Genomic DNA, 20,202 nt, shown 5'->3' with positions numbered 1-20,202 from the left:
CGGTCAGCTGCCTCTGCGTTGAATGTTCTCGCGCGGGTCGCGCAGGAGAACCAGGCTCTGGGCGGCGATGTCTTCAAGCGGAGAAACCGCATGAAGGTCGAGTGGGCCGCGCGCCGTCACCGTTGCCACCATGGATCGAGAATTGCACAGGCTGATCCGCCAGCTGATGACGGGTGTCACCGCGTCATCGGCATCGCCATCATTTTCTCCACCCGGATCATGATCGCCGCCCCCGAGATCGGCGGTACAGACCTCGTCGGTGTTGGCGACGGGCGGATCGAACCGCACGAGGATGTGCGGCCTGGTGCCGGCGTCCGCCAGGATTTCGAGCGAGTTGCGGCTGCGGGACACCGCTTTCGCGATCCCGTCGATGACCGCGGCTTCGGTCGCAATGCGAGAAAGGCCGGGCAGGTCGCCGCGCACCACCACCATCAGCGGCTGATAGGCGAGCATCATCCGGATGTCGGTGTCGGACACCCAGCCGGCATGGCGGACATTGCTGACGACCACCACATCTTCGGCATCGCAACCGGCGATGGCGACAAGGCAGAGCGCTGCGGCCAATGCCCGCAGGCGGGAGGAACATCGCGCCCGAGAGCGACGAAGGGGGCGTCCAGGGGGCATGAATGACGCTCGCGATCTGGCGATGCCGGAGTGTGAGCTGCCAGCATCGCCCCTTCGCGATCAGACGTCGAGAGCTTCGGTGACGAAGCGGGCGTTTTCCTGGATGAACTGGAAGCGCTTTTCAGGCCGCTTGCCCATCAGGGTCTCGACCCGTTCCGCCACGAGCATCCGGCTGCCCTGGTCGATGCTGACCCGGAGCAGGGTGCGGGTCTCGGGCGCCATGGTGGTCTCTTTCAGCTGCCGCGCCGGCATTTCGCCCAGGCCCTTGAAGCGGCTGATCTCGGTCTTCGCACCCTTGAAACGGGTCGCGAGGATATGCTTCAGATCGGCGTCATCACGGGCATAGGCGGTATCACCGCCGCGCGCCACCCGGTAGAGCGGCGGCACGGCCAGATAGAGCCGGCCGGAATCGATCAGCCCGGGCATCTGGCGGAAGAAGAAGGTCATCAGCAGCGAGGCGATATGCGCGCCGTCGACATCGGCATCGGTCATGATGACGATGCGTTCGTAGCGCAGATCCGCCAGCTTGAACTCCCGGCCGGTGCCGCAGCCCAGCGCCAGGATGATGTCGTTGATTTCCTGATTGCCCTTCAGCTTGTCGAGCGAGGCCGAGGCGACGTTCAGGATCTTGCCGCGCAGCGCCAGAACCGCCTGAGTGTCGCGGTTGCGGGCCTGCTTGGCCGAGCCGCCGGCGGAATCGCCCTCGACCAGGAAAAGCTCTGTGCCATCGGCCTCGTCGCGCGTGCAGTCGGCAAGCTTGCCGGGCAGGCGCAACCGCCGGGTGGCGGTCTTGCGGCCGACGGTCTTTTCTTCCTTGCGGCGCAGACGCTCCTCGGCCCGGTCGAGCACGAAGGCGAGCAGATCGCTGGCGGCGGCCGGGTTGGCGGTCAGCCAGTGCTCGAACCGGTCGCGGATCGCGTTCTCCACCAGCCGCGAGGCCTGAGGCGAGGTCAGACGGTCCTTGGTCTGACCCTGGAACTGCGGATCGGGAATGAAGATCGAGAGCAGCACCACCGCGCCGCCCAGGATGTCGTCGGCGGTGATCTGCTGGGCGCGCTTGGCCGCCCGCGCCTGCTTCTGCGACAGTTCGGCGAAGTTGCGCAGCGCCTTGGTGAGGGCCGAGCGCAGGCCGAGTTCATGCGTGCCGCCAAGGGGGGTCGGCACGGTGTTGCAGTACCAGGAGGTGAAGCCCTGGCCTTCGAGCGGCCAGGTGATCGCCCAGTCGATCTTGGACTGGCCCTCGCTCTCCACAAGGCCGGTGAATGCCTCGGGCGTGACCGTCGGACCATCGACCAGCGTCGCCATGAAATCGGCGAGGCCGCCCGGGAAATGCAGGGTCTCTTCCGCCGGCACGTCGCTATCGGCGCCGAGCAGGGCCGGATCGCAGGCCCAGCGGATTTCGACACCCCGGTGCAGATAGGCCTTCGAGCGCACCAGCCGGTAAAGGGTCACGGGCTTGAAGCGGAGATCGCCAAAGATCTCGGCATCCGGATGGAACCAGACCGTCGTGCCCCGGCGATTGGGCGCGGCGCCCTTCAGCACCAGCGGCCCCTGGGGCCGACCGCGGGAATAATCCTGGGCCCAGAGTTTCCGGTCGCGCGCGACCTCGATCACCATGCGGTCGGACAGGGCGTTCACCACCGAAATGCCAACGCCGTGCAGGCCGCCCGAGGTCGCATAGACCTTGCCGTTGAACTTGCCGCCGGCATGAAGGGTGGTCAGCACCACCTCCAGCGCTGACTTGTCCTTGTATTTCGGGTGCGGGTCGACCGGGATGCCGCGGCCATTGTCGCGGATCATCAGCGTATTGTCGGCGGCGAGCCCGACCTCGATCCTGGTCGCATGGCCGGCAACGGCCTCGTCCATGGAATTGTCGAGGATTTCGGCCGCGAGATGGTGCAGTGCACGATCGTCGGTGCCGCCGATATACATGCCGGGACGGCGGCGCACCGGCTCCAGACCCTCGAGAACCTCGATGTCCGCCGCCGAGTACCCAGTGCCGCCGGTTCCGGCTGCGTCGCTTTCGAAGAGATCTGACATGGCGCGGATTATAGGAATCGCGCGGATCAGCGGCAAGGGCTACAGTCGATGTCACGTCGCGGGTCGGGCAGAAGCCGGGATGACCGGGCTGTTGCACTGCAATCCGTCCGGCCCCGCAGCCATCGATGAGGGGAGGCCTGCGCATGACCCAGACCCACGAACCCGGTACCGCACGGCGCCGTCCGGAAGGTGCGGCGGAGCTGCGCACCGTTGCCATGCCTGCCGACGCCAATCCGGCGGGTGACATTTTCGGCGGCTGGGTGATGTCGCAGATGGACATCGCCGGCGGCATCGCAGCCGGCCAGTATACCCGCGGCCGTGTGGTCACGGCGGCGGTGGATGCGATGAGCTTCCTGAAGCCGGTTCGCATCGGCGATGTGGTCAGCGTCTATTGCAGCCTCACCAGCAGGGGGCGCAGCTCGCTCCGTCTGCATCTGGAGACCTGGGTGACCCGCCGACGTACCAGCCTTGAAGATCCGATCGAGGAACTGGTGACCGAGGCGGTGTTCACCTTCGTGGCGGTCGATGCCGAGGGGCGGCCGCGGCCTTTTCCGGGGTGAGCGCTGCCGACACCGCCGCGAGATCCCGGTCCCGTCGCAGTTCCAGGGCCGAAATGAAGGCCGCGGCCAGGGCGTCGGCGCGGCCGGTCGTGACCTGCAGCCGGGTGGTGACGAAAGGCAGATCTGCCGCAAAGCGCATCATGACCAGACCCTGCCCCAGGAAGTCCAGGGCGGTGATCGGGTTGACCACGCCGATGCCGACCCCTTCGACGACCATGGCGCAGAGCGCTGAACTGGTCGGCGTTTCGACCAGCCGTGCCGGTGTCACCCCCTCACCAGCCAGAAGACGATCGAGCCGCTGGCGGTAGGGGTCGCTTGCCCCCAGCATCACCAGGGGCTGCCCGGCCAGATCTGCGGGGGTGACGCTCTGCCGGTCGGCGAGAGGGTGGCCGGCCGGAACCACCGCGATCTCGGGGCAGTCGGTGAACGGGCGGGTGTCGAGCCCGGTGACGTCGATGTCATAGGCGGCGATGCCGATATCGACCTCGCGACTGCGGGTGGCGCGAACCACGTCGGACGACATCAGCGGCGTGACCGACAGGCTGGCTGCGGGATGGTCGGCCAGGAAGTCGGCGATGGTCCGGGCGATGAAGCCCTGGGCGAAGGCGGGCAGGCAACCGACGCGAAGATGGCCGGTATGGCGCCGCCGTAGCTGGCTCGCGACCTGGGCGATGCGGTCGATGCCGGCATAGCTTTGCCGGACCGTCTCCATCAACTCGCGCGCATCCGCCGTCGGCTCCAGCCGGCCACGGACGCGGCGGAACAGCTGAAGACCGGTTGCATCTTCCAACTGCCGGATCGACCGGGTGACCGCCGGCTGTGAGGTGGCGAGCACATTTGCGGCTGCGGTGACGGTACCCAGCGTCATCACCGCCTGAAAGGCATCGAGCTGGCGCATGCCGAGTTTCATGATGGGCGCGCTCCTCCGTTATCCATATCAGAAACGCATGAAGTACCGCCAAAGTGGCATTGGACGGATATGGTATCCCTGACCGATGCTCCGAGGCGAGCCGCCTGTTGCGGCGTATGCGGAATGGAGCGGCATCATGTCCATCGATGGTGACGACGGCGCGGCCCTGCGGCGGATTGCCCCCCGTGCCCCTGTGGTCGGGGCCGAGGCGCAGGGCATTCTGTGGGCCGTGACGGCAGTGGGGGTTTTCGCCCTGATCTTCATGTCGGGCAAGATCGCCGGTGGGCTGATCCCCGCGCTCCAGATCATGTGGTTGCGGTATCTGGGCGGGCTGGTGACGGTTATGGCCACGGTCACCAGCCTCGGGCGCTGGCGGTCGATGGCGACGCGCCAGCCGGGATTGCATGCCGTCCGCGCCGGATGCGGCGGGTTGGGGGGCATGGCAGCCATTCACGCCGCAACCGCGATGCCCGTCGCCAATGCCGCCGCGATCGGCCTGCTGGAGGGGCTGTTCACGGTGGTGCTGGGGGTGACGCTGCTTGGCGAGCGGGTGCGGCCGGCACGCTGGGCCGCCGCAGCCCTGTGTCTTGCCGGTGCCGCGATCGTCGTCTTCGCGGGCGGGCAGGGGGTGCGCTTTACGCCGGCCATGTGGGCGCCGGCCCTGGTGGCGCTGGGCGGTGCCGCGCTGATCGCGATCGAGGCGATCATGATCAAGACGCTGGCGCGCTCGGAAACCCGGCTGGTGGTGCTGTTCTATGTGAATCTGTTCGGCAGCCTGCTGCTGGCCCTGCCGGCACTGCTGGTCTGGCAGCCGATGTCGGGCTGGATGCTGACCGCCTTCTTGTGCCTGGGGCCGGCGGCGATCCTGGGGCAGACCTGCAACATTCAGGCCTACCGCCTGGCGGATGCCGCCACGCTCGGCCCGGTGCGTTATGTCTGGATCGTGTTCAGCGCCGCCCTGGGCTGGCTGCTGTTTGCCGAAGTGCCGGGGCCGGCGGCGCTGGCGGGCGGGGCGGTCATTCTGGCCGGTGGTATCTGGCTTGCCAGGACGGGTGTCGCAGCCCGCTGAACGAAGAACAGATGGCCCGAAAACGCCGAGGCCGCCGTTCCCACCCGAAAGCGGAAACGACGGCCCCGTCGGTCGACCGTCACCGGCGGTTCACGAAACGAAGGCCCCCGCTCCTCGATCCGCGACCCAGTCCGGCGCGATCAAACGCTTGGAGATCACACGCTGTAGTAGTTCCGGAACTCGACCGGATGCGGGGTGTGCTCCCACTCGTAGACTTCTTCCATCTTCAGATCGATATAGGCATCGATCTGGGCGTCGGTGAACACCTCGCCCTTCTTCAGGAATTCGCGATCGGCGTCGAGAGCCGCCAGAGCCTCGCGCAGCGAGCCGCAGACGGTCGGGACGTCCTTCAGCTCCTCCGGCGGGAGGTCGTAGAGGTTCTTGTCCATGGCGTCGCCGGGATGGATCTTGTTCTCGATGCCGTCGAGGCCGGCCATCAGCATCGCCGAGAACGAGAGGTAGGGGTTCGCGGTCGGATCCGGGAAGCGAACCTCGATGCGCTTGCCCTTCGGGCTCGCAACATAGGGGATACGGATCGAGGCCGAACGGTTGCGCGCCGAGTAGGCGAGCAGCACGGGGGCTTCGAAGCCCGGGATCAGGCGCTTGTAGCTGTTGGTCGACGGGTTGGTGAAGGCGTTCAGCGCCTTCGCATGCTTGATGATGCCGCCGATGTAGTAGAGGCACATCTCCGACAGATCGGCATAGCCCGAGCCGGCGAAGAGGGGCTTGCCATCCTTCCAGATCGACTGGTGGGTGTGCATGCCCGAACCGTTGTCACCCGAGACCGGCTTCGGCATGAAGGTGGCCGACTTGCCGAAGGCATGGGCGACGTTGTGGACGACGTACTTGTACTTCTGCACGCCGTCGGCGGTCGCGGTCAGGGTGCCGAAGCCGGTGCCCAGCTCGTTCTGCGCCGGTGCCACTTCATGGTGGTGCAGGACCGGGGTCATGCCCACGGCCTTCAGCTGCTCCAGCATCTCGCCGCGGATGTCGGACATGCTGTCGACCGGCGACACCGGGAAGTAGCCACCCTTCACCTTCGGACGATGGCCGGTGTTGCCCTCGTCATAGGCACGGCCGCTGTTCGAGGGCAGTTCCAGCTCGTCGACCGAGTAGGAGGCGCCGAACATGCCGACATTGAAGCGGACGTCGTCGAACAGGAAGAATTCCAGCTCGGGGCCGAAGAAGGCGGTGTCGCCGACGCCGGTGTACTTAAGGTAGGCCTCGGCGCGCAGCGCGGTCGAGCGCGGGTCGCGCTCATAGCCCTGGCCGGTCGACGGCTCCAGCACGTCGCAGACCACGACCAGGGTCGGCTGCGCGGCGAAGGGGTCGATGAAGGTGCTGGTGCAGTCGGGCATCAGGATCATGTCCGACTCGTTGATCGCCTTCCAGCCGGCGATCGACGAACCGTCGAACATCACGCCGTCCGTGAAGGTGCCCTCGTCCACCGCCTCGGCGAAGTAGGTGGTGTGCTGCCACTTGCCGCGCGGGTCGGTGAAGCGGAAATCGACGAACTTGATTTCGTTGTCTTTGATCTGCTGAAGGACAGTCTTCGCGTCCGACATTTTCTATCCTGCCTGTTGATTGGCCTGCCTGTTGACGGGCCTGCCTGGACTGCGGCATCCGGACCACCGTGTCCCCGGATGATCCGTCATACCGACCGGTCGGCCCGCCGTCAGGCGTCTGCGGGGGCGGGGCCGAGCTTTTTTCAGTCTCGTGAGTGCACCACCGGCGGCGGTGCGGATCAATGGCGATCTGGTTGCAGGGCAGATCCGTCCGGGCCGGTCGTCTCCGGCCTGCTGCCCGGTGCCCTGCGGAACCGTTCAGAGGGCGTCGTTGCCGCGCTCACCGGTACGGATGCGGATGGCATCCTCGACCGGCGTCACGAAGATCTTGCCATCGCCGATCCGGCCGGTATGGGCGGCCTGCTGAATGGCTTCGATCGCGCGCTCGACCTGGGCGTCGCCGACCACGATCTCGATCTTCACCTTGGGCAGGAAGTCGACGACGTATTCGGCACCACGATACAGCTCGGTGTGACCCTTCTGGCGCCCGAAACCCTTGGCTTCGGTCACGGTCATGCCCTGAAGGCCGATCTCGTGCAGCGCCTCCTTCACCTCGTCGAGCTTGAAGGGCTTGATGATGGCTTCGATCTTCTTCATCTCGGCGGCTACTCTCGTCAGTCGCGCGCATGAACCGGAAGATCCGGGCCCCTCAATCCGACTGCCGGTCACGGCGGCCAGGACCTGCGGGGCCTGGAGGCGGGGGGTGCCGGTCATGCGCTGGACGCGCCCGAGCCGTACACCGGCAGGTGGCGCGCACCACCCACGCCGACCAACGTTTGCACGTGCCGTGCCAATCTGCGCAAGTCACTGGTACATCACGGACCAGCCCGCCCGGAGGCGCCGCGACGGTGCGAGGGTCCACGGGCTTTGGCTAAAACACGGGCAGGTGCTGCCCAAAACGAAGGCAGATGGGCCAGCATCTGTGCGGCTGCCTTGTCGGATGGCTCCGCTTCTGCGATCCTCGGGCCCTCGTCTTCACTCAACCCAACCCGAGATTGAGAAATCCGGGGCGGCGCATCAGCAGGAACGGGCCGTGCAGTTCGCCAATCAGATCCTCTCCGGCTATGGCACCACCATCTTTACCGTGATGAGCGCGCTTGCGCAGGAGCACGGGGCCGTCAATCTCGGCCAGGGCTTCCCCGACTGGGAGGGGCCCGAGGAGGTGCGGCGTGTCGCCGCCGACGCCCTCATGGCCGGCGGCAACCAGTATCCGCCGATGGCGGGGATCCCCGAACTGCGCCGCGCGGTGGCCGAGCATGACCGCCGATTCTATGGCATCGAGGTCGATCCGATGCGCGAGGTCATCGTGACCTCGGGCGCGACCGAAGCGCTGGCGGCGGCCCTGCTGGGCCTGCTCAATCCCGGCGATGAGGTCGTGCTGATCGAACCGCTTTACGACAGCTATCTGCCGATCGTGCAGCTGGCGGGTGCCGTTCCGAAACTGGTGCGGGTCGAGCCGCCGCATTGGGAGCTGCCGCGCGAGGCGCTGGCGGCCGCCTTCGGGCCGAAGACCCGCATGCTGCTGATGAACTCGCCGATGAACCCCACCGGCAAGGTGTTCAGCGACGACGATCTCACCTTCCTGGCCGATCTGGTCAAGGCGCACAACGCCGTGGTGGTCTGCGACGAGGTGCATGAGCATCTGGTCTTCGACGGCCGCGCCCACCGGCCGATGATCACCCTTCCGGGCATGCGCGAGCGGACCGTCCGGGTCGGCTCCGCCGGCAAGACTTTCTCGCTGACCGGCTGGAAGGTCGGCTATCTGGTGGCGGATGCGCCGATCGCCGCGGCACTTGGCCGGGCCCATCAGTTTCTGACCTTCACCACCGCCCCCAATCTTCAGCGGGCGGTTGCCCATGGCTTGACCATGGACCGCAGCTATTTCGACGGCCTGGCGGCGGACCTCGCAGCCAAGCGGGATCTGTTGTCTGCCGGGCTGCGCCGGGTGGGCTTCGACGTGCTGGCTGCCGAGGGGACGTATTTCATCGGCGCCGACATCCGGCCGCTGGTCGGCGACATGGACGACGTGGAGTTCAGCCGCCGTCTGACGGTGGAGGCGGGGGTGACCTGCCTGCCGTTCAGCGCCTTCTATCAGGCGGGCGATATCCGCAACTTCGTCCGCTTCTGCTTCTGCAAGCGGGAAAGCGTTCTGGAAGAAGCGGTTGCCCGGCTGGAACGTTTCTTTGCCGCCGGCGGCTTCCAGTAGGCCCGCAGCGCCTGAGCGGAAAAACTCGCCGGGCCGCTTCACAAACCGCTTGACCCGCCACGGGCCGGCGTATTAGAGAAACGGCACTCCGGTGGCGGGTGTAGCTCAGTTGGTTAGAGCGCCAGATTGTGGCTCTGGAGGCCGTGGGTTCAAATCCCATCACTCGCCCCACTCCCCCTCCTGTCGCATGTGACAGTATGAGGGTCAGAGACCCGGATAGAGATTTAAGCCGGTTCTAGCGATCGGCGAAAGGCGCGGATGCCATCTGGTTCCGCGCCTTTCGTATTTTCGGCACCGGGTTCAGAGTGGCAGGTCGATCAGCAGGGCGTCGTGGTCCGAAAGCCCGCCATGCGGCAGGATCCGCACCGACGGCTGCGGCAGGTCTCCGGCAATCAGCACCCGGTCGAGACGCAGCCGGAGTGGTCCCAGGCGAAAGCTGCCGCCGGCAGGTGTGGTGTCCTGCCAGCCCCGCAGGCGCAGCGCCTCTGGCCAGTTGAAATCGCCGGCGATCAGGGCGGGGCGATGGCCCGCCACCACCCCAAGTTCCCGCCGATGGGCGAGAGGGCCGTGGGACAGCTGCAGATTGGCGGCAACGGGTCCCCGGGGGGTAAGGCGAAAGAGCTGCGCGATGCGCGGCCAGGGCCAGCCGCCGAGCATCAGCGGCTGAACGGGGCCGACCGGATCATGCCGCCGCCAGATGAGATGGCCCTCGGCGCTGCCGCGGAGCGGGAAGGCCGCGGTGAAAGCCGATGCACCTCCCAGCAGCCGGCCGAGTGCCGGTCCGTCCCCCGGGCGGGTTTCCTGCGCCATCAGCAGATCCACCTCCAGATCCCGCAGCTGCCCGGCGATGCCGGCAAGGCGGCGGTCATCGGGGCGCTTCAGGTTCCAGCACAGGAGGCGCATCCGGTGCCGGTCAGCCCGCGGGCGGTGCGCTGCGCTTCTCGGCCAGCGCCACGAATCCGCGGGCAAGATCGGCAAGGGCATGTTCCGACCGCTCGCGGTGCTCGTTGAGGGTTGCTTCAAGCCGGGCGAGCCGCGCCTCGATCTCGGCGATGCGGCCGTCATCCACCGCCGCCGCCGTTGTGGCTGCCGGAGCCGGGGTGGCGGGATCGTCCCAGCGATTGCTCTCTGCGGCATGGACGGCCTGGGCTTCGGCGAAGGCGCGGATCGCTTCGGCAAGCCAGATGCCGAGCGTCTGCCCGGACGCCTGGGCGGCACGTTTGGCGATGTCGCGGGCATCTCGGTCGACGCCTTTCACGCTCCAGGGCGGTGTGGTCGCCATCGTCTCCAGGGCCTCCGGGGTGATTGGGGTCCGTGTCGTGCAGGGTGACATCCCGAACTTTAGGTGTGGGGCAGGATTCTTGTCAAAGCCGGCCCGCACGCCGAAGATGCGGAGCGTGTCGCGCGGGCCTCGCCCCTGCGGCCGACCTCCATCGCTGGAAGGACCTGCGAGCCATGAGCCACGAGCTGCTGACCTGTGCCGAGATGGGTCGCGCCGACCAGGCCACGATTGCCGGCGGAACCGCCGGTATCGTTCTGATGGAAGCCGCCGGCGCGGCCGTGGCACAAGAGGTGATGGCGGCCATGGGGCCGCAACCGAGGCGCGTTATGGTTCTGGCGGGCCCGGGCAACAACGGCGGCGACGGCTGGGTGGCCGCCCGGCATCTGGCGGCGGCCGGTTGGCCGGTCGAACTGGCCTCAATGGTGGATCGGGAGGCGCTTCGCGGCGATGCCCGTCTGGCCGCTGATCAGTGGATGGGCAGCGTGCTGCCGATTTCACAGGCAGCCGCTCGTTTTGCAGCCATGCCCGACGAGACGGTGCCGCCGGTGGTGATCGACGCCCTGTTCGGTGCCGGCCTGTCACGACCGATCGAGGGAGAGCTGGCCGATCTTCTGGCCTCGCTCGCCGCCTCGACTGCAAGGGTGGTCGCGGTGGACGTGCCGAGCGGCGTATCGGGAGACGACGGCGCGGTGATGGGCATGGCAGCCCCGGCCGTGTTGACCGTGTCGTTTTTCAGGCCCAAGCCCGGCCATTGGCTGATGCCGGGCCGTGCCCTGCGCGGCCGGCTGGTGATCGCCGATATCGGCATCCCCGACAGCGTGCTGCGCGAGATTGCGCCTGCCACTATGCTCAACCGTCCGTCGCTCTGGCGCCGTGCCCTGGGGGCACCCATGGCCTCGGACCATAAATACCGGCGCGGTCATCTGGTGGTGGCTGGCGGTCCGCCCGAGACGGCGGGGGCGGCGCGGCTTGCGGCCCGGGCGGGCCTTCGGGCAGGGGCGGGGCTGGTGACCATCGCCTGCCTGTCGGACGCGCTCTCGATCTATGCCGGTGCCGATCCGGCAGTGATGACCCGGGTGGCGCCGACGCCCGAGGCCTTCGAGCAACTGCTCCACGACCGCAAGGTGGCGGCCGCCGTGCTCGGGCCGGGGCAGGGGGTGGATGCGCTGACCCGTGACTGGGTGCGTCGCGCGCTGGCCCGGCTGCCCGCTGCGGTGCTGGATGCCGATGCGCTGACGGCCTTCGCTGCTACACCCGACCTGCTGTTTGATCAGATCCGCGAGGTGACCGGTCATGGTGCGCGGGTGGTGCTGACGCCGCATGACGGCGAATTTGCCCGGATCTTTCCCGACCTGTCCGATATGGGGCGGCTCGATCGTGCCCGGATCGCCGCCGACCACACCGGGGCGGTGGTGGTACTGAAGGGGGCAGATAGTGTGATCGCGGCACCCGGCGGGGCCGGAGCCCGCATCGCCATTAACGGTAACGCCCCGGCGCGGCTGGCGACCGCCGGGGCCGGGGATGTTCTGGCCGGCATCGCCGGCGGCCTGCTGGCCCAGGGGTTGCCGGCCTTCGAGGCGGCGGCGGCGGCGGTCTGGCTGCATGGGGCCGCCGCCCGCCGGCTGCCGCGCGGGCTGATCGCCGAAGACCTGCCCGATGCCCTGCCTGCGGTGCTGGATGCGGTGGCGCCGGGCACCGACCCGACCCTCGATCCGCTGGGCTTCGGGCTCGACGGCTGAGATGCCACGAAAGCTTCACCACTCCTGGGCATGTCAAGACTTGAACGCGAAGGTCCGCATCCCCTGATCCTCTGAAGGGCCGCAAGAGCCGAAGGAGGACCGCCGTGACCGATACCGTGACGCCCGCGCAGACCACGCTTCCCGTTCCGGCCGGAGTTGCCGTCACGCCGCCGCCCCCGACCGATACCGGGGCGGAAGGTCCGGGCTTTTTCGACCGGACCCTGGACCGGCTGAACCGGCTGTGGCGCGAGGTGTCGCAGCAGGCGCGGGCCCGCATTGGTGCGCCGATCCGACCCGAACTGCCGGCGGAGGATCTGGACCGGATCCGCGGGCTGATCCGCCAGTCGCTGGATGCCGTGGGCGGGGAAGTCTCGGCCCGGGCGCGCACGGCGGAACTGGGGCAGGTCTATCTGGGCCTGGCGCCGAAAGGCAAGGCCGCTTTCCTGACCCTGCTCGCCGCCGAGTTCGACGTGCCGCCGGCTGATCTGGATGCGGCCATGGCGGCGGTGCGTGACGCCGGTACCGATCAGGCGGCGCGGGTGGGGGCGCTGGAACGGCTGCGGGCGACCCTGGTGAGCCCGCGGGCGCGATTGCTGCGCCAGTTCAGCAGCCTGCCGCAGGGCGTGAAGTTTCTCGTTGATCTGCGCGCCGATCTGCTGCCGCTGACCCGGACCGATCCGGCCGCGCGCGGCATGGAGCACGAGCTGCGCGAGGTGCTCTCGGGGCTGTTCGACATCGGTCTGCTGGATCTGACCCGGATCACCTGGGATGCGCCCGCCGCCCTGCTCGAAAAGCTGATCGAATACGAGGCGGTGCACGAGATCCGTTCATGGTCGGATCTGCGCAACCGGTTGGAAAGCGACCGGCGCTGCTATGCCTTCTTCCATCCCAAGATGCCCCGCGAGCCGCTGATCTTCGTGGAAGTGGCCCTGGTCAAGGGGCTGGCGGGCGATGTTCACACCCTGCTGGACGAGACAGCGCCAACCGCGGATCCGGAAACCGCCGACACGGCGATCTTCTATTCGATTTCCAATGCCCAGAAGGGCCTGGCAGGCTTCAGCTTCGGTAATTTCCTGATCAAGCGGGTGGTCGAGGATCTGTCCCACGACCTGCCCAACCTGAAGACCTTTGCGACCCTGTCGCCGATCCCCGGCTTCAGGGCCTGGCTGGACGAGTGCCTGGCGGCCGGTGGGGAGGGGCTGCTGTCAGAGGCCGAGCGGTCGAAGCTGAAGGCCGCCTTGCCCAGGGACACCGACGGCCATCCGCTTGCGCTCGCGCTCGATCGCGACTGGCCGGCCGAGCCGCAGCTCGCCGAGGCGCTGAAGGCACCGCTGATGCGGCTGGCCGCCCGGTATCTGACCCAGGAGAAGACCCGCGGCCGGGCCCGGGACGGCGTGGCGCATTTCCACCTGTCCAATGGTGCGCGGGTGGAGCGGATCAACTGGCGCGCCGATCTCAGCGCCAAGGGGGTTCGTCAGTCAGCCGGCATGATGGTCAACTATCTCTACAAGCGCGGCGAGATTGAGGATAATCATGAGGCCTATACCGGGGGCGCGCATGAGGTCCGGGCCGGCTCTGCCGTACGGGGGCTGTTGCGCTGAATCTGAGATCTGTTGCAACAAGCTGGTGGTCGCCAGATCCGGGATACTTCCTTCATATTCTGAATGGCGAATGATCGCCGTCGATATGAGGAAAAGAACATGCCGGTTACTTATACAGCCCACTACCCGGGTGCTGTGGCGCGCGACCTCTCGGAGAAGCTCTCCGATTTTGTGACACCGATGGATTTCGGGGCGGTCGGCGATGGTGTCGCCGACGATACCGTTGCGGTTCAGGCGGCGCTCGACAGTGGTCGTCATGTGATGCTTGTGTCCAACCGGGACGGTCAGTCCGGTTTTGTGAAGCATCTGATCACGGCGCCGCTCAACGTGACGACTGATGGTCAGCGGATCTTCGGGTCCACCGGCGCCGGCTATATGGGGAAGGCGTCGATCAATTTCCCGACGCTCGGCGCAAACCAGGCAGTCATCAACGTCAAGTCGTCGGGTGTCGTCCTCGACAGCCTTATCGTGAAGGGGCGCGACAGCGACGGTTTTCCGGCCGGCTCGTCGATCATCTTCGCAAATGAAGATGCGGCCGTGGGGCCTGATACGGCCAACAACGGCGATGTGGATCTGACCATCAGTCAGTGCTCGCTCGGCGAGGCCGAGACACTGGTGCGGGTGACGGGTCGTACCATCCGGCTGACCAACTGCAACCTGGTGCGTGCCCGTGATGTCCTGCAGATCGACTGGCCGGCGGACTTCGAGGATGGTCCCAACGACGACAACACGGCATTGAGCGGCATGAGGGGCTATACCGTCCGCGACAATCGGATCCATGGCTGCACGGGCGGCTACATCGTGACCAACATTGGCGCAAACAAGGCCAACATGCGTGGTCTGATGGTGATCGGCAATTTCATCGACACCAATATCCGCCTCTTCCGGGGCGTTGCGAAAGATGCGCTCTTCTCGGACAACGTCGTGATCCACAGCACGGTGGCAGCACATCTTGTTCATCTCGAGGCCGGCTCCGACAGCGTGCGGATCGCCAGCAATATCTTCTACGGGATGGAGCCGAACCGCCTGGAGGCGACGCCAGAACACCCGATCGTCACGCGTGAGATCCATTCCGGCGTCCTCATCGCGGCGGCACGCAACGTCTCGGTGGATGGCAACCATTTCAAGCGTGTCAACAACGCGGTGGTCGACATCGGACCGGGCAGCGCCAACATCCTGGTGCGCAACAACGTCATGAAGGATGTGTGCCTCGCCAATATCGCCACGCCGGCGGCCGATCGGGCTCCTGTGCGCGTGAACGGCCAGTCGGCAGATGTCGATGGTCTGGTGGTCGACGGCAACATCGTCGACCAGTCCAACCCGACCGGTGGCTCGCTGATCGGGATCGTCAATCCCGGTTCGACGACCATCAAGAATCTGTCGGTCGGCGCGAACGTCGTGCCGACGGATATGTACATCTCCGACTTCAGCTCGACTGCCGTGACCAATGCGCCCGAGATGCTGGATACGGCGCAGAAGGTGATCCCGTATGAAGGGGACGGCAATGCGACGCAGGCCTTCACGCTGAAGTTCACGCCCAGCTATGTGACGGTGACGCAGGTGAGCGGTGCCGCTCAGGGCCAGAGCGTCTCCGTGGGCACCGCCAGCGCGGCGGCCTCCGGGCTTGTGGAAATCACCGGCCGCGTTGTGACGGTCAAGGGCGCGTGGAATACGTCGTCGACTGCCTATACCCTCTTCGCCGTCGCCTGACAGCACGGGTCGTCAGAGAGTTACAGGCTGTTCCGGGCCCGTCCGTCAGTTCGCTGGTGGACGGGCCTTTCGACATTCTGGCGGCGCCGCAGCCGATCTGCTATATCCACCGCCGGTTCGCGGGCGTGGCGGAATTGGCAGACGCGCGAGATTTAGGTTCTCGTGCCGAAAGGTGTGTGGGTTCGAGTCCCACCGCCCGCACCATCGTTTCCCAGACTTCATTCTTCGGGCGCGCCGCGGGCATCCGGATATGACCAGCCTGCCGACCATCTTTCATGTCCAGTATCTGCGTATCTTGGCAGCCATGATGGTCGTGCTGCTCCATGCCAGTCACAGCTATGCCGTGCACCTGCAGGGGCGTGGTTTGTCCGTCTTTTCGGACGGGCAGAAGGGCGTCGACCTGTTCTTCGTGATCAGCGGCTTCATCATGACCTGCATGACGGCGCGGGAAGGCGCGCGGCCGGGTGACTTCTTCCTGCGGCGGCTGACGCGGGTCGCCCCGCCTTACTGGATCGTGACCGCGGCAGTGCTGGCGCTCGCGATCCTGGCACCGTCGATCTTCCACACGATGGGACTGGACGCGGCCCATGTGGCGGCATCCTTCGCATTCCTGCCCTGGACGCATCCTGAGACGGGCACGGCCTTGCCGCTGTTCCAGCTCGGCTGGTCGCTGAACCTCGAGCTTGAATTCTATCTACTGTTCGCTCTGGTGCTGGCCGTGCTACCCGCCCGCCGCGTCGCGGCGATGGTCACCATCGTGGCCGGGTTGGTGGCGGCGGGTCTGATCTTTCGTCCCGGCGTGGCGGCATTTCGGGTCTGGACCTCGCCGATCCTGTTCGACTTCGTGCTGGGGATGGCGGTCGCGGTCGCCTTCCTCGGCCGGATGCGGCTGTCGCGTCCGGCGGGTCTGATCCTGCTGACGGCCGGATCGGTTGCTCTTTTCATGACACCGGCCCCGCAGACGACCTATGACCTCTGGCGGTGGTTGACCGCCGGGGTTCCCGCAGCGGTCATCCTGCTGGCGGCGGTGATTCTGGAGAAGGGCGGGCATGTCCGGCGGATCGGATGGCTCCGCCTTCTGGGGGGACGCCTCCTATGCCCTTTATCTCTGTCATTATTTTGCGATCGGTGCAGTGCGGGCGATCTGGCCTCTGGCACTTGCCGATGGCCGCGCCGGCGGCATCGCATTCCTGGCTGTCGCCGCAACTATGGCGCTTGCCGGATCCTGTATGTTTCATTTTTTTGTCGAAAAGCCGGCGGTTCGTCTGGTGCGCCGTTCCTTCGACCTGGCGCCCCGCATGCAGATCAAAAAGCAGTCCCTTCGTCCAGAATCGTAATGCGCCGCAATGCGGCAACGTCTCCGGCGGCACCGGCTGCGGCCTGCTCGCCTAACCTTCCTGCGGGCATCCGGCCGGCTGGGTGCCGGACCGGGGCGAAGGATGGGCGGCTATGACGTACGCTTGCCGTTCAGGCTGCCCTGGATACCGGCCGCAACGTGTTGATCACCGGTCGTCATCGCATCACCCAGCCGCTGCTGGTCAAGACCATCGGTCAGAAGATCCAGGGAAGCACCGGGCCGGGTTATATGGCCGTGGCGGGCCTGTATTTCGCGGATCTCGCAAGCGGTACGGCCGGCCTGAATGTTCTCACTTCGGGTGTCGTCATCGATGGCCTGGTGATGCAGGGTAATCCGCAGGACAAGCTGGAGTGGGACACGACACTGGAAACCACGGGTTCCATGATCGTCTTCGCCAACCAGGCGGCTGCCTACACCCCGCTTGGGCAGAACAGGGCGGATGTCGACCTCACCATCACCAATTGCTCGCTCGGTAATGCGAAGACGCTGGTGAAGGTGGTCGGGCGTGGGCTTCGGCTGTCGGGCTGCAACCTCGTGCTGGCCGTGCATGTTCTGGAGATCGAGTGGCCCTCGGATTTCGTTCAGGGGGCAGCCTATTCAGGGGCGTGGCGAACGAATCGCTCTTCTCGGACAATGTGATGATTCACGGCAAGTCGGCCGGCTATGTCTTCACGATCGAAGGTGGCGATTGCATCAGAATTGCCGACAATACCTTCCACGGCATGGAAGACACCGGGAATATCGAGCCCAATGTCGAGAGGCACCGTGAACTTGTCTCGGGGATCTACGTTTCCAACGCGTCGAACGTCGCTATCGTGGGGAACAACTTCAAGCGCGTGCTGCGCGATGTCGTTCTCATCGCCTCGGGCGTGCCGAATGTCAGCATCTGCGACAACGTGATGAAGAATGTCGGGATGGACAACGACGATACGACGATCAGTCCGCCGACCACGCGCTACGGGGTGCGTGTCGCAGCACCGCTGGATGGCTTTCTGGTGCGGGGCAATGTGCTCGACAATCCGTTGCGCACCGTCGCTAACCCGCCTCTGGTGGGTGTCGTCGTGGGCGGAAGCCTGACGAACTGGATCATCGACGATAACATTCTGCCGACCCTGACCGATGGAACGCAGACGATCGAGATCGGCGCCCACGCCTTCGCGTCTCCCGTCTCCGGGGCATCGGCCGACACCAGCCGCCGCGTCGTTGCCTACACCGGCGACGGACAGACGTCGCAGGAATTCACGTTTCGCTTCACCCCCGTCTTCGTCCTGGCGACGATCGTGAGCGGCCCTGATCGCGGGCGTAGCATGGCGGTGTCGGTCACTGCGACCGCCGGCTCGGATCAGGTGGAGATCTCGGGACGGACGGTGAAGGTGAAGGATGCCTGGAACGCCAGCGGGATTTCCTACACGCTGCCTGCCTTCACCTGACCATGAATGAAGCGGTGCCCGACGGAGAGGGACGGCACCACCTGGACGACCGCGACGGCCGCAACCCGGCGGATGGCTGCCATCTGCCGGGTTGCATTGTTTGTCAGGACAGGGCCTGGAGTGCCGTATTCGTGCTCTTGTCTCTCGTGTCTGAATATTAAAGTATACCGAATTGTGTTGCGGCAATACGCAACACATAAAACAAAAAAATATCGTCCGAAGTTTTAAAATGAAAATAGCCGCTAAATCTGGCGGTAAAAAATGGAATTTGATATGTCTATATCTTCAGACGACGTGCTGTATACGGCGCCCTATCCCGGTGCGGTCGCGCGGACGTTGACGGCCAGGCTGGCCGAGTACGTGACACCCGAAGACTTCGGGGCCGCAGGTGACGGCGTCACCGACGACACCGTCGCCCTGCAAGCCGCATTGGCAAGCGGGCGCGACGTGGCCCTGAGCGGCAAATATCTCGTCAGCGCCACGCTGCATCTCCGCACGCGATGTCAGCGCATCTTCGTCACCATGGGCCCCAGCGTCACTGCCCGCCCGGCCATCACCATGGCGGCGACCTCGACCGGTGTGAGCCCGGTGGTCCACGTCCATTCGGATTCCGTCTGCCTCGAGAACCTGGTCATCATCGGCCGGGCTGAAGCTGAAGCCGACAGCGTGCTGATTTTCGCGGAGGAGGACTATCTTGTTACGCCGGACGGGACAAACAACGCCGACGTTGATCTGCGCATCACAGGCTGCACGCTGGCCAAGGCCCAGACCCTGGTGCACATCAAGGGGCGCGGGCTCAACATCACCCAATGCAACATGGTCCTGTTCATCGACGCGGTCGTCCTCGACTGGCCGGATCCGCAGGACGACCCTTATGCTGATCCGCTCAACCCGGCGCAGTTCAATCCCGGCAAGAACGTCGATCAGGCGCTTGGCAGCGGCATGCGCGCCTATATGATCCGTGACAACCGTTTTCACGCCGGATCGGGCGGCTTCCTGCTGCGCAACATCGGCTGGAATGCCTCGCGCATCCACGGCATCCAGTTTTCCGGCAACTATATCGACACCAACTGCCGGGTTTTCGAAGGTTATGCCAACGAATCCCTGTTCACTGACAATCTGCTGATCCATTCCGGCGCAACCTTCCAGCTGTTCTCCATCAATGGCGGCGACAGCATCCGCATCGGCGGCAACGTCTTCTACGGCATGACGGACAATGCGGCCGGGACCGGCGGATCGACCCCGGGCGACACGCGCCAGATCATGTCCGGCATCGTCATGAAGAACGTCAGCAACGTCTCGGTGGACGGCAACCACTTCAAATACGTCCGTCGTGACATCCTCACCTGCCATGAAAATTGCCGGAACATTGTCTTCCGCGGCAATGTGATGAAGGATGTCTGCACCGACAACGACGTCGAGACCACCGATCCGTATGTCGGCGCCGTGCGCCACATCGTGCGGATCAACCAGCCGGTGGACGGTGTCATCGTTACCGACAACGTCGTGGACATTCCCGTCATGCTGCGGGAGGGCATGCTCATCGGCCTTCCCACGGGCACCGCGGCCGTCACGAACCTTGTGGTGCGCGACAATCTTCTGCCCGCTCATATGGAGTCGCACAATCTGCCGGCCGCCTGGCGTCAGGCGGTCGCCGACACCAGCCGGGACGTGACGTCTTATGATGGCGACGGCGGTGCGTCCAAGGTTCTGACCCTGCGTTTCGCACTGGTGTTCGTCTCGGTGACGATTGCCACCGGTCCGGGGCGGGGCCGGTCGATGGCCGTGTCGGTCCACTCCTCCGCCGCGGCGGATCTGGTGCAGATTTCGGGGCGGGATGTCATCGTCCGTGATGCGTGGAATGCGTCAGGCACGACCTATACCCTGCATGCCCTCACCTGAACCCGCGTGCCGATGCGGGCGGGCTGCGGCTGCGATGCAGGCCCGGCTCTCCGGCGGGGGATCCCGCCGGAGAGCCGGTTTTCGCAACGTATTGGACTTGCGTAACCGGGTGATTTCGTGCCACATGGCTGCCGCCCGTGTCGTGGTGCAGTGCTGCCCGCGATCACGTCTCTTCGCGCACCCGGCGTTTCGTCCGGAGGCGGTCCC

General features: G+C 65.9%; 17 protein-coding genes and 2 tRNA genes. 12 read left to right on the top strand and 7 right to left on the bottom strand.

Features of this window, described 5'->3' with window-relative positions:
* Positions 1-3: 3 nt before the first annotated feature.
* Positions 4-456: a hypothetical protein gene (locus P7L68_RS17845; protein ID WP_372000374.1), complete on the bottom strand. Its 453-nt coding sequence runs from the start codon at positions 454-456 to the stop codon at positions 4-6.
* A gap of 228 nt (positions 457-684) precedes the next feature.
* On the bottom strand, positions 685-2,664 hold the full coding sequence (parE, locus tag P7L68_RS17840) for a DNA topoisomerase IV subunit B (protein WP_372000373.1): 1,980 nt from the start codon (positions 2,662-2,664) through the stop codon (positions 685-687).
* A gap of 143 nt (positions 2,665-2,807) precedes the next feature.
* Here parE and P7L68_RS17835 point away from each other — a divergent pair, with 143 nt between their 5' ends.
* Positions 2,808-3,224, top strand: a complete 417-nt coding sequence (locus P7L68_RS17835; RefSeq protein WP_372000371.1) for an acyl-CoA thioesterase — start codon at positions 2,808-2,810, stop codon at positions 3,222-3,224.
* On the opposite strand, the gene P7L68_RS17830 is transcribed toward P7L68_RS17835, so the two are convergent.
* A complete protein-coding gene (locus P7L68_RS17830) occupies positions 3,172-4,134 on the bottom strand; it encodes a LysR substrate-binding domain-containing protein (protein ID WP_372000369.1) in 963 nt (320 codons plus the stop codon). The genes P7L68_RS17835 and P7L68_RS17830 overlap by 53 nt on opposite strands.
* A 136-nt stretch (positions 4,135-4,270) precedes the next feature.
* Here P7L68_RS17830 and P7L68_RS17825 point away from each other — a divergent pair, with 136 nt between their 5' ends.
* Positions 4,271-5,203 carry a DMT family transporter gene (locus tag P7L68_RS17825; RefSeq protein ID WP_372000368.1) on the top strand — a complete coding sequence of 311 codons (933 nt, stop codon included), beginning with the start codon at positions 4,271-4,273 and terminating at the stop codon, positions 5,201-5,203.
* A gap of 155 nt (positions 5,204-5,358) precedes the next feature.
* Here P7L68_RS17825 and glnA read toward each other — a convergent pair whose 3' ends face one another.
* Positions 5,359-6,768, bottom strand: coding sequence for a type I glutamate--ammonia ligase (glnA, locus tag P7L68_RS17820; protein ID WP_372000366.1), 1,410 nt, complete (start codon positions 6,766-6,768; stop codon positions 5,359-5,361).
* Positions 6,769-7,026: 258 nt separating this feature from the next.
* Entirely contained in the window at positions 7,027-7,365 is a 339-nt protein-coding gene (locus P7L68_RS17815) for a P-II family nitrogen regulator (protein ID WP_014745508.1), read from the bottom strand.
* Positions 7,366-7,801: 436 nt separating this feature from the next.
* Between P7L68_RS17815 and P7L68_RS17810 the strand changes: the two genes are divergently transcribed.
* Both P7L68_RS17810 and P7L68_RS17805 read left to right on the top strand, forming a co-directional pair.
* Positions 7,802-8,974, top strand: a complete 1,173-nt coding sequence (locus tag P7L68_RS17810; RefSeq protein ID WP_372000364.1) for an aminotransferase — start codon at positions 7,802-7,804, stop codon at positions 8,972-8,974.
* A gap of 94 nt (positions 8,975-9,068) precedes the next feature.
* Positions 9,069-9,145: transfer RNA gene (locus P7L68_RS17805), tRNA-His, on the top strand.
* Between the two features lie 129 nt (positions 9,146-9,274).
* Here the strand turns inward: P7L68_RS17805 and P7L68_RS17800 are convergent.
* Both P7L68_RS17800 and P7L68_RS17795 read right to left on the bottom strand, forming a co-directional pair.
* Entirely contained in the window at positions 9,275-9,877 is a 603-nt protein-coding gene (locus P7L68_RS17800) for an endonuclease/exonuclease/phosphatase family protein (protein WP_372000362.1), read from the bottom strand.
* A gap of 10 nt (positions 9,878-9,887) precedes the next feature.
* On the bottom strand, positions 9,888-10,256 hold the full coding sequence (locus P7L68_RS17795; protein ID WP_372000360.1) for a hypothetical protein: 369 nt from the start codon (positions 10,254-10,256) through the stop codon (positions 9,888-9,890).
* Positions 10,257-10,429: 173 nt separating this feature from the next.
* Between P7L68_RS17795 and P7L68_RS17790 the strand changes: the two genes are divergently transcribed.
* The 8 genes from P7L68_RS17790 to P7L68_RS17755 all read left to right on the top strand — a co-directional run bounded on the left by P7L68_RS17790 (position 10,430) and on the right by P7L68_RS17755 (position 19,995).
* Positions 10,430-11,995: an NAD(P)H-hydrate dehydratase gene (locus P7L68_RS17790; protein WP_372000358.1), complete on the top strand. Its 1,566-nt coding sequence runs from the start codon at positions 10,430-10,432 to the stop codon at positions 11,993-11,995.
* Between the two features lie 104 nt (positions 11,996-12,099).
* Positions 12,100-13,596 carry a malonyl-CoA decarboxylase gene (locus tag P7L68_RS17785; RefSeq protein WP_372000356.1) on the top strand — a complete coding sequence of 499 codons (1,497 nt, stop codon included), beginning with the start codon at positions 12,100-12,102 and terminating at the stop codon, positions 13,594-13,596.
* Between the two features lie 99 nt (positions 13,597-13,695).
* Positions 13,696-15,306, top strand: coding sequence for a hypothetical protein (locus tag P7L68_RS17780; RefSeq protein WP_156502961.1), 1,611 nt, complete (start codon positions 13,696-13,698; stop codon positions 15,304-15,306).
* A gap of 119 nt (positions 15,307-15,425) precedes the next feature.
* Positions 15,426-15,510 (top strand) — tRNA-Leu (locus P7L68_RS17775).
* 46 nt (positions 15,511-15,556) lie between these two features.
* Positions 15,557-16,759, top strand: coding sequence for an acyltransferase family protein (locus tag P7L68_RS17770; protein ID WP_372000354.1), 1,203 nt, complete (start codon positions 15,557-15,559; stop codon positions 16,757-16,759).
* A gap of 42 nt (positions 16,760-16,801) precedes the next feature.
* Positions 16,802-17,302, top strand: a complete 501-nt coding sequence (locus tag P7L68_RS17765) for a hypothetical protein (protein ID WP_372000353.1) — start codon at positions 16,802-16,804, stop codon at positions 17,300-17,302.
* Entirely contained in the window at positions 17,302-18,093 is a 792-nt protein-coding gene (locus P7L68_RS17760) for a hypothetical protein (protein WP_372000352.1), read from the top strand. Before P7L68_RS17765 ends, P7L68_RS17760 begins: the two co-directional genes overlap by 1 nt.
* Positions 18,094-18,354: 261 nt before the next feature.
* Positions 18,355-19,995 carry a hypothetical protein gene (locus P7L68_RS17755; RefSeq protein ID WP_372000350.1) on the top strand — a complete coding sequence of 547 codons (1,641 nt, stop codon included), beginning with the start codon at positions 18,355-18,357 and terminating at the stop codon, positions 19,993-19,995.
* The last annotated feature ends 207 nt before the right edge of the window (positions 19,996-20,202 follow it).

Source organism: Tistrella mobilis, assembly GCF_041468085.1.
GTDB lineage: Bacteria > Pseudomonadota > Alphaproteobacteria > Tistrellales > Tistrellaceae > Tistrella > Tistrella mobilis_A.
This window is presented reverse-complemented; position numbering and strand designations above follow the sequence as displayed.